Origin of the sequence: Treponema paraluiscuniculi Cuniculi A, from assembly GCF_000217655.1 — a bacterium.
GTDB lineage: Bacteria > Spirochaetota > Spirochaetia > Treponematales > Treponemataceae > Treponema > Treponema pallidum.
Map to the genome: position 1 here is coordinate 323,154 of NC_015714.1, position 13,461 is coordinate 336,614.

12 protein-coding genes and 2 pseudogenes are annotated in these 13,461 nt (G+C 56.9%); 11 read left to right on the forward strand and 3 right to left on the reverse strand.

The genetic code is table 11. The features are described from left to right. The first annotated feature begins 27 nt into the window (after window positions 1-27). From TPCCA_RS01520 to TPCCA_RS05705, 7 genes and pseudogenes are all read left to right on the forward strand, one after another. Complete coding sequence (locus TPCCA_RS01520; protein ID WP_245522175.1) at window positions 28-924, forward strand: ABC transporter substrate-binding protein; 897 nt, start codon at window positions 28-30, stop codon at window positions 922-924. A gap of 65 nt (window positions 925-989) precedes the next feature. Further along, a complete protein-coding gene (locus tag TPCCA_RS05615) occupies window positions 990-1,208 on the forward strand; it encodes a hypothetical protein (RefSeq protein ID WP_245522176.1) in 219 nt (72 codons plus the stop codon). A 13-nt stretch (window positions 1,209-1,221) separates the two neighbouring features. Continuing rightward, complete coding sequence (locus TPCCA_RS01525) at window positions 1,222-1,806, forward strand: transporter substrate-binding domain-containing protein (RefSeq protein WP_245522177.1); 585 nt, start codon at window positions 1,222-1,224, stop codon at window positions 1,804-1,806. 22 nt (window positions 1,807-1,828) lie between these two features. Then, on the forward strand, window positions 1,829-2,191 hold the full coding sequence (locus tag TPCCA_RS01530; RefSeq protein WP_013944976.1) for a single-stranded DNA-binding protein: 363 nt from the start codon (window positions 1,829-1,831) through the stop codon (window positions 2,189-2,191). Window positions 2,192-2,263: 72 nt separating this feature from the next. Further along, a complete protein-coding gene (locus TPCCA_RS01535) occupies window positions 2,264-3,277 on the forward strand; it encodes a DUF368 domain-containing protein (protein WP_013944977.1) in 1,014 nt (337 codons plus the stop codon). Between the two features lie 334 nt (window positions 3,278-3,611). After that, window positions 3,612-4,148 carry a major outer sheath N-terminal domain-containing protein gene (locus TPCCA_RS05765; protein WP_455432118.1) on the forward strand — a complete coding sequence of 179 codons (537 nt, stop codon included), beginning with the start codon at window positions 3,612-3,614 and terminating at the stop codon, window positions 4,146-4,148. Further along, window positions 4,057-5,637, forward strand: a pseudogene (locus TPCCA_RS05705) (major outer sheath C-terminal domain-containing protein); the annotation flags it as partial. The gene TPCCA_RS05765 and the pseudogene TPCCA_RS05705, both read left to right, overlap by 92 nt. Window positions 5,638-5,695: 58 nt before the next feature. Here TPCCA_RS05705 and TPCCA_RS05710 read toward each other — a convergent pair. From TPCCA_RS05710 to TPCCA_RS05480, 3 genes and pseudogenes are all read right to left on the reverse strand, one after another. Next, window positions 5,696-6,013, reverse strand: coding sequence for a DUF2715 domain-containing protein (locus TPCCA_RS05710; protein ID WP_275450012.1), 318 nt, complete (start codon window positions 6,011-6,013; stop codon window positions 5,696-5,698). 43 nt (window positions 6,014-6,056) lie between these two features. Next, window positions 6,057-6,401: a DUF2715 domain-containing protein gene (locus tag TPCCA_RS05715; protein ID WP_013944979.1), complete on the reverse strand. Its 345-nt coding sequence runs from the start codon at window positions 6,399-6,401 to the stop codon at window positions 6,057-6,059. A 69-nt stretch (window positions 6,402-6,470) separates the two neighbouring features. After that, window positions 6,471-8,334: pseudogene (locus TPCCA_RS05480) on the reverse strand (major outer sheath N-terminal domain-containing protein). A 157-nt stretch (window positions 8,335-8,491) separates the two neighbouring features. Between TPCCA_RS05480 and tmpC the strand changes: the two are divergent. The 4 genes from tmpC to TPCCA_RS01575 all read left to right on the forward strand — a co-directional run bounded on the left by tmpC (window position 8,492) and on the right by TPCCA_RS01575 (window position 13,454). Then, window positions 8,492-9,553 (forward strand): membrane lipoprotein TmpC, encoded by a 1,062-nt coding sequence (tmpC, locus tag TPCCA_RS01560; protein ID WP_013944982.1) that lies wholly within the window; start codon window positions 8,492-8,494, stop codon window positions 9,551-9,553. A 240-nt stretch (window positions 9,554-9,793) separates the two neighbouring features. Next, window positions 9,794-11,395 (forward strand): ABC transporter ATP-binding protein, encoded by a 1,602-nt coding sequence (locus TPCCA_RS01565; RefSeq protein ID WP_013944984.1) that lies wholly within the window; start codon window positions 9,794-9,796, stop codon window positions 11,393-11,395. Next, a complete protein-coding gene (locus TPCCA_RS01570; RefSeq protein ID WP_013944985.1) occupies window positions 11,305-12,507 on the forward strand; it encodes an ABC transporter permease in 1,203 nt (400 codons plus the stop codon). Before TPCCA_RS01565 ends, TPCCA_RS01570 begins: the two co-directional genes overlap by 91 nt. Further along, window positions 12,504-13,454, forward strand: a complete 951-nt coding sequence (locus TPCCA_RS01575) for an ABC transporter permease (protein WP_013944986.1) — start codon at window positions 12,504-12,506, stop codon at window positions 13,452-13,454. The genes TPCCA_RS01570 and TPCCA_RS01575 overlap by 4 nt, the downstream gene beginning before the upstream one ends. Window positions 13,455-13,461 lie beyond the last annotated feature (7 nt).

Below are 13,461 nucleotides of genomic sequence, written 5' to 3' on the forward strand. Positions count from 1 at the left end.
CTGCGGGTGCAAAGGTGCGATGGCTGCATGGTCTGGCGCAGCGTGTGTTGTGCACTGCTGGTGGCGCTTTTGTGTCTTGCCGTCGGCTGCGATTCCCCTGATTTGCTCGTAGATAGCGATCTATCTCTTTCGCGCGTGCGCGTGGCAAAAACGCTGGTTATGGGAGTGAGCGATCGTACGCCGCCGATGTGTTTTCGCTATCCGAATGGGGAGATTGTTGGTTTTGATGTTGATCTTGCGCGCGCGGTCTGTCGTGTATTGGGGGTACGCCTTATCATTCGTCCCATAAAGTGGACGCTGAAAAGGAATGCGCTGCGCTGTGGTCTTGTCGATTGCGTTTGGACGGCGTTTGCCGTAACGGCTCGGCGCCGCACTGAGTTTTTGCTTTCCGAGCCATATCTGCGTACTGCGCAGGTACTCCTTGTGCGTGAGGGCAGGTTGCATCCGGATTTGGCACACGTGGAACGGGAATTGGGGCAGCGTATGACAGGTGTTTCGGCTGTGCATATGCGCGGTGATATTTTGCCTATGCGCTCGTCGCATAAACAGGCTCGCATCGCCGTGTTGCGCGGTGGTCCGGTACCGGGAAATGAGAAGTGGCAGTTTGGATTTGAACCACACGGGAAGATTGTGTGGTACCGACACCGGAGTGCCATGCTTGAGGCGCTGCGCACCCGTGCGGTGGACGCGGCACTTGTGGATCTGGTTGAAGCTCATGACGCAGTGCATCGTCAGGGTGCGCCTCTGAGGGTGATGCGGGTACCGCTTGGGTTGAGCCAGTATGCGGTTGCATTTCGGCGTGAGGATCGTGCGTTGCGTGACGAAATTCAGCGAATCTTGTATCGTATTGCTGCCTCCGGTGAGGCATACCGTATTGCAGAAAAATGGTTTGGTGTTGGTCAGTCGGTTATTGGGATAGAATAAAGGTGCAAGGCAGCGGTGCGTTTTTTGCACTGCGCTTTTTTTGCGTGTGTGCAGGGGTGGGGGGGATGCTCTGGTCGTGTACTCCTCGTGCAAGGGTGTTTCACGCGCAGGATGCGTCGTTCGATGAGGCGCGCGTGCGGGGTACACTTGTGGTGGGCGTCGGTCGGGGCTTGGCACCCTTGGTGGATGCTGCCACTTTCTCTGCCTTCTCTCTTCCTTCTTCGGTTGTTCCTCCTCCTGCGCGGTGTTCGTTGCTTTTGCAGGAGGCGCGGCTACGATGTTGAGCTGTTAGCTCAAGTGGCACGTCGTCTCCATATGGACGTGCAGGTGAAAGTCGTTCATTGGGATGAAAAGGAGCGCGCCCTCCATGCGGGGGTAATTGACTGTATCGCAGACGGATTCACCCATACTGCAGATCACGCGCGCAGATTTGCACTGACGCAGCCGTACGTACGCGATGTGCGCGTCTTTGCGGTGTTGCGCCAAGCCCCGTACGCAACGGTTGCAGACCTGCATGGAAAGCGGCTCGGGGTCCACGCAGTGACCGATGTGGAAGAAAATGATGCATACCACGCGTTGTTTGGGCAGGTGAAAACGTATGCCCACTATGTTCAGGCACTCACTGCTTTGTCGCGAGCGGAAGTAGATGTGGTGGCGCTGAATTTGGTGACGCTCTGCGCAGTGACGCCGCACCTGCGGCGCTTGTATCGAATTTTGGATGAACCGATAGACACGTGTGAATACGTGTTTGCGTTTCGTGCGGATGCGCGTGCTTTGCGCGACATGGTTGTGCGCACTCTGTCGCAGCTGCAGCGAGAGGGTTTTGTGTCAGCGCTCTCAAAGCGGTGGTTTGGCAGCGATATGTCCATCATCGACCGCTAAGGCGGGTGGAGGGGGAATACCGGTGGATCCGTTGAATGCCGTTATTGTGGAGGGAAATGTCGTTCCATCTGCTTCCGCGCGCGCGCCGGAGGCGGCCGTGTGTGCGTTTTGCATTCAAACGCAACGGCGCGTGCAAGGGGAGAAGCGGGTGCACACAGAGGTTTCGTATTTTGAAGTTGAGGCATGGGATGCACTTGCGCGCGTGTGTGCGCAACAGGTGCGGCCAGGAGTGGGGTTGCGGGTGGTCGGCCGTCTCAAGCAGGATCGTTGGCAGCAGGAGGACGGGGTGCGAGTGCAGCGGGTAAAGATTGTCGCTGAGCATGTAGAGTTTCAGACTCCTTTTTGTATGGTGAGGGTGTGTTGCGCATGCGATGGACGCGGTTGAACTGAGAGAAGTGCCCGGATGAAGGGGAAGGTGCGTTTTTTCGCAGAAAGAAGACCAGCAGGGGGGCGGAGCATGAGTTCACCGGTCATGCACGTGTGGATAGGAATGTTAATAGGAGCGGCAAACGTGGTACCGGGTCTTTCGGGGGGTACGGTTGCGCTGCTCTGTGGCACGTGGGAATTACTGATTGCAGCAATAGCATTGGATAGAGCGCATCTGTGCCGTCAGTGGCGACGCTTGCTTGCCCTTGCGGGGGGAGTAGTGGTGGGGATAGGGGTGTGCGCACGCTTTATGCGTGCGTTGTACGAAGCATTTCCTCATCTTACGAATGCCTTTTTGGCCGGGGTGCTGTTAGCAAGTGTGCCGTCTTTGCGCAATCGGGTGCGTGCCGCCAGTGTTGCCGCGGAGCACTCAGTGCAGGCGGAAGGCACAGCGCGCGGGCATGTGGGGGACGCGGCACGCCGCGTGTGGTGTGCAGTTAGAATTATTTTCTTTGTGCTGCTTGGGTTTGTGGCAGTGTGTGCGTTTTCTCGCATGCAGCACGCGCGTGACGCATCCTCTGCGGCCGCCCCTGCGTCTGTTCAGACTACGGCGGTCCTTACTACTGCACACACGCGCGGATTTGTGGCGACCGTGTGCGCAGGGGCGCTAGCGGCGGCGGCAATGCTCACGCCAGGATTTTCCGGTTCATTGGTATTGCTGCTGGCGGGGGTGTACCAACCGCTTTTGAGCGTGTTGTCTTTGCGCGCGGTGGAGCAGGGGGGAGGAGTGACTGGCGCGTCGGTAATAAGCAGGTTGTGTTCTGCGCACGTGTGGGGGATCCTGTTTCCACTCTGTGTGGGAATGGGGATAGGGTTGCTGGGGGCGGCGCGGGTGCTCCGCGCATGGTTTCGGTTGTACCCGGTGTCCGCGCATGCGTGTGTGTGTGGGCTCGTGCTGGGATCGAGCGTGACGTTGTTCCCACGGGGAACTGCAGCCGGGATGCAGGAGCAGTTTACGCTTTTTATGGGATGTGTGGCTGGGTGTGTCGGTGCGTTTGCGCTCGCAAAGGTCTGCGCCTGGGGTGCGCGCGATGCGCGCGGGTAGGCAGGTGCAAGGAGTGGTGAGTTTTTGCGTGTGTGCAGGAGGCAGGGTGAGGGGGCTACTAGACAGGGCCGGGGGGGGGTGAGGTAGCATGGGGTGCATGCGGTGGGGGAGTGTGCTGTGTGTGGTGGTGGGGGTAGGAGCGAGCGGGGGAGTGCTTGGACAGGAGTTTTCCCCGAAGCTAACTGGCTCTGCCACACTTGAGTGGGGCATCAGCTATGGCAAGGGGGTAGGCAGTCACGACCAGGCCCCTGGTGCAGTTATGGGCACCGGTCCCTACAATCTGAAGCATGGGTTTCGTACTACCAACACGGTGGGAGTATCCTTTCCCCTGGTTATGCGCACCACCCACACGCGCCGTGGGCAGCACCCGGCACTGTATGCGGAGCTGAAGGTAGCGGACCTGCAGGCGGACCTGAGTCAGGGGAAGGCAGGTTTTGACTTTAAGCGCAAGGGGAAGGTGGAGGCGACGCTGCACTGTTATGGGGCCTACCTGACGATTGGGAAGAACCCCACGTTTCTGACGAACTTTGCCCGGCTGTGGAAGCCGTGGGTGACAGCGCAGTACCAGGAGGATGAGGTACAGTATGCGCCGGGGTTTGGGGGTTTAGGCGGCAAGGTTGGGTATCGAGCACAGGACATTGGGGGCAGTGGGGTCAGCCTTGATGTGGGGTTTCTCTCCTTTGCCTCTAACGGTGCCTGGGATAGTACTGACACCACGCACAGCAAGTATGGCTTTGGGGGCAGACTTGAAGCTAATGTATGCGCGTGCAGGACACCCTCTGTGCACGGTAGAGCTTGCCAGCAATGTTACGCTGGAAGACGGATACCTCATCGGTGCGCAGAAGGACGCAAACAATCAGAACAAGGATAAACTGCTGTGGAATGTAGGAGGCCGACTCACCCTCGAACCAGGCGCCGGCTTCCGCTTCTCCTTCGCCCTCGACGCCGGTAACCAACACCAGAGTGCACAAGACTTTCAAAATCGCACACAGAGGGCGCAGAATGAACTCACCGCCCTCTCAAATAACCTCTTCCAGGGAGAAAGTCAAAAACAGGAAGCCTGGCTGGACGAATACGCAAAGAAGGTGCTTGATGCCGTAACGGCAGCCACCGAAACCGCCATTCAGTCGAGGGGAAACGCGTACATAACGGCAGTGTCAAACGTAAAAGTCACCCCTCCGGTAGCTGCCACGCTTTTGACGAACCTGAAGGTGTTCATTACCGACCCTCCTACACCGTCACCGCTTCCCGCGCTTCCTGCATTTTCCCTGATGGGGCAGGTTTTGCTGCAGTATGGCGTAGAGCAGGTGGTGAAGGGGTTTGAGCAGGTACAGACGCAAATCGTCGCTGAAATTAATCAGAAAGTGCAAATAGCCGTGGGTCGGAGTAGAACTGCAGCGCAGACATTCTCAAATGGCCTCGCCCAAACGGTAGCACGCATAGCAGACAAGTTGCTTATGCCTCACATAGGAAATCTACGCAGCCTTTTCAATGATCCAAATCAACAGGCAACGTTGCGGCAAGATCTTACGGATCTTATTCCAAAGCTTACGGCTGAGGCTACAAAGTTTTTCACCGAAGGGCAGACGTTTGTAACCGAAGAAGTGAAGAAGAAGACGGATGCGTTGGACGCGGGGAAGCAGATACGTCAGGCTATACAGAACCTGCGTGCGTCTGCATGGCGTGCCTTTCTAATGGGAGTCAGTGCCGTGTGTCTGTATCTTGACACCTACAATGTCGCCTTCGATGCACTGCTTACAGCGCAGTGGAAGTGGCTGTCTTCTGGCATATACTTTGCCACAGCACCGGCAAACGTTTTTGGCACCAGGGTGTTAGACAACACCATTGCAAGCTGTGGCGACTTTGCCGGATTCCTTAAACTCGAAACTAAAAGCGGTGACCCCTACACCCACCTGCTCACCGGCCTGGACGCCGGCGTTGAAACACGCGTGTACATCCCCCTCACCCATGACCTGTACAAAAATAATAACGGGAACCCTCTCCCTTCCGGCGGCTCCTCAGGGCACATTAGCCTGCCGATAGTGAGCAGGGCGTGGTGTAGCTATCGCATCCCGGTGCAGGATTACGGCTGGGTGAAGCCAAGCGTTACGGTCCACGCCTCTACCAACCGTGCACACCTGAATACCCCTGCTGCAGGCGGAGCAGTAGGAGCTACCTATCTAACTAAGGAGTACTGTGCACAGCTGCGTGCTGGTATTTCAGCCAGTCTCATAGAGAAGACGGTGTTCTCCCTTGATTGGGAACAGGGTATGCTCTCTGATGTCCCGTACCTGCTGGTATCCGAGTGCCTCACCCAGGGAATCGGCCGCATCGTGTGCGGCGTCACCCTCTCCTGGTAGCCACTACCCCGCTCGCCGCGGTCGCCTTCCGGCAACACGCGCCTTCCGGCGCCGTCCCCTAGGTGCGGAAGACCGGGCCAATCCGCAACGTGTACGGGATGCGAAACTTAGCCAGCTTGGTATCAACACCGAACGAAACGGTAGCCGTCGCGTCTATCCCCCAGTGCGCGCCAAAGTAATGCTGCACCCCCAGCTGCACCGGCACCGCATAGTTCTGACAAATTCCCTCGAGACTCGATTTCTCGCATATGGCGCCCTCATCCTTCTGATGCGTCAGCAAGCCCAGTACTGTCTTCGGAACATACCACCCTTTATGTTCGAACGAACACACCGAACCCCCATTGAGGACCTGGATGGTGAGGTAGCTGTCGTAGATGAGCGCAGTGCACTCAAAGCCCGCTGCTGCCGATAGATACGTACTACCCCCCCCCCGGCCTGAATGAATAACCGGCCAAACACTGACCGCGGAACATTAAACGCGTAAGTGCTGCATCCACCGTCACCTGGAGCAGAAAGCCATTCTCTGCACGGAACGCTACGTCCAGCCCCACCAATGGCGTCTCCGGCGCATAGCGCGGAGGCAAATATTCTTTCCCCGTATCTGAGAGATACCAGCTTGGCGCCTCAATACACAAACCCCACAGGTCAGGACCGCCGCGCGCATCCCCATACGCCCCCAGCTTGGGAGACACGGTAATACGCGCCGCCATACCCGGCAGCATGCACCCGAACATCAATACGCCCCACACACTTCTCCTGCCCATACCCCTGCAATCCCTCACCTGTAAACTTGTGCCCCACCGTACCCGTTCTCTGGCCCACACGACAACCCCTCACCAGACCACCTTCACCCCACAGATAAACGTGCCAAAGTAACGCTCAGACCACATACTCTCGGCAATACCCATGTAGGGAACATCGGAGAGCACCCCCTGTTCCCACTGGGCGCTGAGCTCCACCTTCTCGAAGGGACTGAACGTCAGTCCCACCTGGTACTGAAGCGCATGCTCACGCAGGAGCGCATCCCCGTTCGCATTGCGGTTGACACGATTAGTATTCTCGTTCAACACCGCATAGGGCTTCACCCAAACGTGAGCGCCGAGGGGGATGCGATAGCTACACCACGCCCTGCTCACTATCGGCAGGTTGATGTATCCGGTGCTGTCCATCCCCTGGTACGGCTGCGACCCGTTGTTTACATAAAATACGTGCGTAAGCGGGATGTACACGCGTGTTTCAACGCCGGCGTCCAGGCCGGTGAGCAGGTGGGCATAGGGGTCGCCGCTTTTAATTTCCACCTTAAAAAAACTGGCCAGATCAAAATGGTAGGACCGCACCGTAGGTAGCACGCGCTTGCCAAATACATGAGTACCCGCCGTCGCCCCATACAGTCCAGCCGACACATAGGTCCACTGCGCCGTAAGCAGCGCATCAGCATTGAACCGGTCCAGCCACGCACGCTCAAGCCAGGTCAGCAGCATGATAAGCACGATGTCCGACTGACTCGGCGCCACAATCTCCTGTAGCCCCTGCTCCGCCTGCGCCCTCTGGGGCAAGAGTTTTACCAACGCCTCTTGGATGAACTGATCCCCACTATCAGTGGCAACCTTCGTCAGCGTAGGGACGAGCGTACCGTCCTGCAGCGTGAGAGCAAGCCCCACCCGCTCGAGAATCGAGGACTCCACCATCTGTCCCAGCAAAAATTCAAGATGCTCGGCCTCTTTCACGTGGAATTGCTGCACCCTGAGGGCATCGAACGCCTTGCCAAACTTCTCCCGCGAGCTCCCTGTTGCCAGAAGGCGACCGCCTGCACCGGCAGGGTCCTGGTGTTGGTTACCGGCGTCGAGGGCGAAGGAGAAGCGGAAGCCGGCGCCTGGTTCGAGGGTGAGTCGGCCTCCTACATTCCACAGCAGTTTATCCTTGTTCTGATTGTTTGCGTCCTTCTGCGCACCGATGAGGTATCCGTCTTCCAGCGTAACATTGCTGGCAAGCTCTACCGTGCACAGAGGGTGTCCTGCACGCGCATACATTAGCTTCAAGTCTGCCCCCAAAGCCATACTTGCTGTGCGTGGTGTCAGTACTATCCCAGGCACCGTTAGAGGCAAAGGAGAGAAACCCCACATCAAGGCTGACCCCACTGCCCCCAATGTCCTGTGCTCGATACCCAACCTTGCCGCCTAAACCCCCAAACCCCGGCGCATACTGTACCTCATCCTCCTGGTACTGCGCTGTCACCCACGGCTTCCACAGCCGGGCAAAGTTCGTCAGAAACGTGGGGTTCTTCCCAATCGTCAGGTAGGCCCCATAACAGTGCAGCGTCGCCTCCACCTTCCCCTTGCGCTTAAAGTCAAAACCTGCCTTCCCCTGACTCAGGTCCGCCTGCAGGTCCGCTACCTTCAGCTCCGCATACAGTGCCGGGTGCTGCCCACGGCGCGTGTGGGTGGTGCGCATAACCAGGGGAAAGGATACTCCCACCGTGTTGGTAGTACGAAACCCATGCTTCAGATTGTAGGGACCGGTGCCCATAACTGCACCAGGGGCCTGGTCGTGACTGCCTACCCCCTTGCCATAGCTGATGCCCCACTCAAGTGTGGCAGAGCCAGTTAGCTTCGGGGAAAACTCCTGTCCAAGCACTCCCCCGCTCGCTCCTACCCCCACCACCACACACAGCACACTCCCCCACCGCATGCACCCCATGCTACCTCACCCCCCCCCGGCCCTGTCTAGTAGCCCCCTCACCCTGCCTCCTGCACACACGCAAAAACTCACCACTCCTTGCACCTCCTTGTCCCCTTGGGTTACACTGTGACCCCTTATTTTGCGCATGTTTGTCGGTAAAGGGGGGAGGATTCTTATGGGAGAGAAGTGGGTACGCGCGTTTGCGGGCGTTTTTTGCGCCATGCTGCTCATCGGCTGCTCTAAGAGCGACAGGCCGCAGATGGGAAACGCAGGGGGCACAGAGGGTGGTGACTTCGTCGTTGGAATGGTAACCGATTCAGGGGACATCGATGACAAGTCCTTTAACCAGCAGGCGTGGGAAGGTATTTCGCGCTTCGCACAGGAGAACAACGCGAAGTGCAAGTATGTGACTGCTCTCACTGACGCCGAGTACGTGCCTAGTTTGTCTGCGTTTGCAGATGAGAATATGGGGCTCGTGGTAGCATGCGGCTCTTTCCTTGTGGAGGCGGTCATCGAGACTTCTGATCGTTTTCCTAAGCAGAAGTTCCTGGTCATCGATGCGGTTGTCCAAGACCGGGATAACGTTGTTTCTGCAGTGTTTGGTCAGAATGAGGGGTCGTTCCTTGTCGGCGTTGCAGCGGCGCTGAAGGCGAAAGAGGCGGGAAAAAGCGCCGTCGGTTTCATCGTTGGCATGGAGCTGGGTATGATGCCTCTCTTCGAAGCGGGTTTTGAAGCGGGGGTTAAGGCCGTCGATCCCGACATACAGGTAGTGGTTGAGGTTGCCAATACCTTTTCAGATCCCCAAAAGGGGCAGGCGCTCGCGGCAAAGCTGTACGACTCGGGCGTGAATGTCATTTTTCAAGCAGCGGGGGGCACAGGAAACGGCGTTATCAAAGAGGCGCGCGATCGTCGTCTCAATGGTCAGGACGTGTGGGTTATTGGCGTAGATCGTGACCAGTACATGGATGGGGTGTTCGATGGGTCAAAGTCTGTGGTGCTTACCTCTATGGTCAAGCGTGCGGATGTCGCTGCGGAGCGGATCTCAAAGATGGCGTACGATGGCTCTTTTCCCGGGGGGCAGTCCATTATGTTCGGGCTTGAAGACAAGGCAGTGGGGATTCCTGAGGAAAATCCCAATTTGAGCAGTGCGGTCATGGAGAAAATTCGGAGTTTTGAGGAGAAGATTGTCTCGAAGGAGATAGTGGTTCCGGTGCGATCTGCACGCATGATGAACTAAGGGGGAGAGGTGCCTCCCGTGCCTGCGCGCGGGAGGCCTTCTTCTTCATCTGATTTTTGTTTGTACGGCATGGCCGTCGTGAATGGCTTCTGTGTGCAGGACATTCCCTACGGGTCACGGGTTGTTTTGCCGAGGCGTATGCGTTCTTCTTCTGCGGGTGCGTAGAGTGGGGCGTGTGTCTCGACCCACCCGTGGTCAGTGAGTATGGGGACGTCCAGTAATGAACTTGAGGGAGGGGATATGCCATACGCGGTGGAAATGCGCGATGTAACTGTCCAGTTCCCAGGCGTTGTTGCCAATGACCGTGTTTCTTTCGGTGTGCAGACCGCGGAGGTGCATGCCTTGCTGGGAGAGAATGGTGCAGGCAAGTCTACGCTCATGGGAGTCCTTTTTGGTACGTGTCCGAAGCAATCTGGAGAGCTATTTGTAGATGGCAGGAGTGTGTGCATCCGTAGTCCGCGCGATGCGGCGCGCCATGGCATTGGTATGGTGCACCAGCACTTTAATCTGGTTCACAATCTAACCGTTAGTGAGAATATCGTTCTTGGCGTCGAGCCTCGTGCGCGCTTTGCTCGCACGGATGTTCGTGCTGCACATCGCGCAGTGGGAGAGCTGTGCGAGCGCTACGGACTTGCGGTGGACCCATACGCGAAAATTCAGGACATCACTGTTGGCATGCAGCAGCGTGTTGAGATTCTCAAAATGCTTTACCGCGATGCTCGGGTGCTCATTTTTGATGAACCTACCGCAGTTCTCGCTCCACAAGAAGTGCAGCAGCTGATGCAGGTGATCAGACGTCTTGCTCGTGAGGGTAAGGCGGTGGTGCTTATCACACACAAACTGAGTGAAATTAAGGCAATCGCCGATCGCTGTACGGTACTGCGCAGGGGGGCGTGTATCGGTACGGTTTCCGTGGCTGAGGTGGGAGAAGAACAGTTGGTAGAAATGATGGTGGGCCATGCGGTGGACTACGCGCTGCCTCGCGCTTCAAGGAAGGATGGGGCGTGTGTATTAGAGGTGCGTTCCTTGAGCGTGGGGGCGCGCCGCGTTACGTCTGGGCAGATGTCGGCTGACGCGTCTCCTTCTGCAGCGCCCCGCGCGTACGGCGTTCGAGCCGTAAGTTTTCAGGTGCGGTGCGGGGAGATCCTGTGTATCACCGGTGTAGACGGCAACGGTCAGTCACAGCTGCTCGAAGCAATTGCAGGTCTTGTGCCGGTGTCGGAAGGTCAGATTCTGCTTGACGGGTGCGAGATACAACGCACTTCCGTGCGCGAGCGTGTTCTGCGTGGTGTCAGTTACATTCCTGAGGATCGGCGGAAGCACGGCCTTGTGCTCGATTTTTCTGTGGAAGAGAATATGGTCTTGCGCTCGTATTTTCGCGCGCCGTTTGCGCGGCGTGGCATTCTCGATCGGCGTGTAATTGCGCAGCATGCGCACGCGTTGGCGAAAAAATTTGAGGTGCAATCCGGTGCGCTCGGGTGTGCGGTTCGTGCGCGCGCCCTTTCAGGAGGTAATCAGCAGAAGATTATCATTGCGCGCGAGTTGCACCGTGCACCGCGTCTTTTGATTGCCGCGCAGCCGACGCGCGGGCTTGATTTGGGTGCGGTTCAGTATGTTCATCGCGCTATTGTCGCCGAACGTAATCGGGGGGGTGCAGTGCTCCTCTTTTCCCTTGATATGGATGAAGTGCTTGCACTGGCAGATTCTATTGCAGTTATGTACGAGGGAGAGATAGTGGGGACCGTGCACGCGTGCGACGCAACAGAGCAAGAGCTCGGGCGTCTCATGAGTGGGATGCGGAAAAAAGAGACTGCGGGCAAAAAAACCGGGGTACAGGGGTGATTGCGCGTCTCCGGGGGTGCCTGGTTCACCCCAAATACCACGCGCTGCTTATTCCCTGCTTGGCGGTGATCTTGGGGTTTGCCGTAGGTGCGGTGGTAATGGCGGTGTCAGGTTTGCACCCTAAATACATTCTCATAGCTTTGGTACGTTCGATGTTTGGCGTGAATGTACAGGCTTTTGGCACCGGCAGGTCCGTGTGGAACTTCAGGTATATGGGCGAAGGAGTGGTGACGTGTCTGCCGCTGATACTCACAGGACTTGCGGTGGCATTTACGTCCCATATGGGATTGTTCAATATCGGGGCAGAAGGGCAGCTCGTAGTCGGTAGCGTGTGCGCAGTGTGTGTCGGTGTCCTTTGGCATGAGCACCTTTCTTTCTTTACCATTCCTGCGGCGGTTCTTGCAGGAATGGTAGGGGGAGGACTGTGGGGTTTGATACCAGGGGTGTTGCGCGCAGTGTGCGGGATCAGTGAGGTGGTGGTTACCATTATGCTCAACTACGTAGGACTGTATGGGGCGAATTTTGTAGTCACCGCTTTGCCTGGGAGCGACTTGATGCGTACGGTGTCTTTACCCCCAGCTGCGACGTTGCACAGTGATTTTCTCTCGCGTGTAAGCAATGGGTCGCGTCTGCATTGGGGCTTTTTGCTTGTGATAGCTGCACTGGTTAGCTTTAAGTTTCTCATTGAGAAAACAACGTTCGGCTATGAGCTCCGTGTCGTTGGTGCTAGTGCCGAAGCGGCCCGCTATGCGGGGATTCACGTCAGGCGGCGTGTGATGCTTGCAACGAGCATTTCGGGTATGTATGCAGGGCTCGCCGGTGTGTTGCTAGCGATCGGTACTTTTTCGTACGGGCGGGTGTTACCCGGATTTGAAGGGTATGGATTTGAGGGGATTGTGGTGTCCTTGGTGGGCCGTAATACGGCGTGGGGGTGTGTGTTCGGCGGTTCGCTGCTCGGTTCGTTGCGCGCGGCAGGCCCACTCATGCAGTTGAACGGAGTGCCGAAGGAGGTGTCGGTAATTATCGTTTCGGCGATTATTGTCTTTCTTTCCATGCACAATGGAATCCGGGCGATGCTCGTCAGGTGGGGGAGGCAGGGTGCGCGCGTATGAACACGTTTTATTCGATGGTGGCGCTGACGCTTGTGTTTTCAACCCCTATTTTGATTACTGCGTTGGGAGGGTTGTTTTCCGAGCGGAGTGGGGTGATAAATATTGCCCTTGAAGGGTTGATGATGTTTGGTGCTTTTTCCACTGCTACGGTGACGGTCCTGTGCGAGCCGTATACGACAGCTGCTCCGTGGATTGCACTGGGAGTTGGCATGGCAGTTGCCGCGTCGGTGGCGTTGTTTTACGCATATTTGAGTGTGCGTTTGTGCAGTGATCAGATCATCGCAGGCACTGCGATCAATTTGTGTGCAACAGGAATGACGGTTTTTTTCGCACAGGTTATTTTTGGGCAGCAGGGAACGCAGGCGTACTCTCGTGGGTTAGTTAAGACTAGTTACGGTTTTTTCAGTCGCATTCCGGTGCTTGGCCCGATGTTTTTCACCCATACGTACCCGACAGTATATCTAGGTTTTGTGCTAGTAGCATTGGCGTGGTACGTACTGTATCGCACGCCTTTCGGTGTGCACGTGCGTGCCACAGGGGATCAGCCGTATGCGGTAGACGGTGCGGGCTTGAGTGTGTTTCGTCTGCGGTCTGCGGCGGTGGTAATTTCAGGACTCTGTGCGGGACTTGGCGGCGGGGTGCTGATACTGACGCAGGATATCCAGTACACCGTCTACAGCACGCATGGGACGGGGTTTATCGCACTTGCAGCCTTGATTTCAGGACGGTGGCATCCTTTCGGGGTGCTGGTGACAAGCGTTCTTTTTGGCTTTTCACAGATTTTGAACGTGTATGCCACGAGTGTTGAGTTGTTGAAACATTTGCCTATCGAGCTGTTTAGCGCGCTTCCGTATGCGCTGACGGTTGTGGTGCTGCTATTGTTTGGCGGCCGTGGGGAGGCACCGCGTGCCATCGGTCAGCCCTATGACCGTGCGCGGAGGTATTAATTTTTGG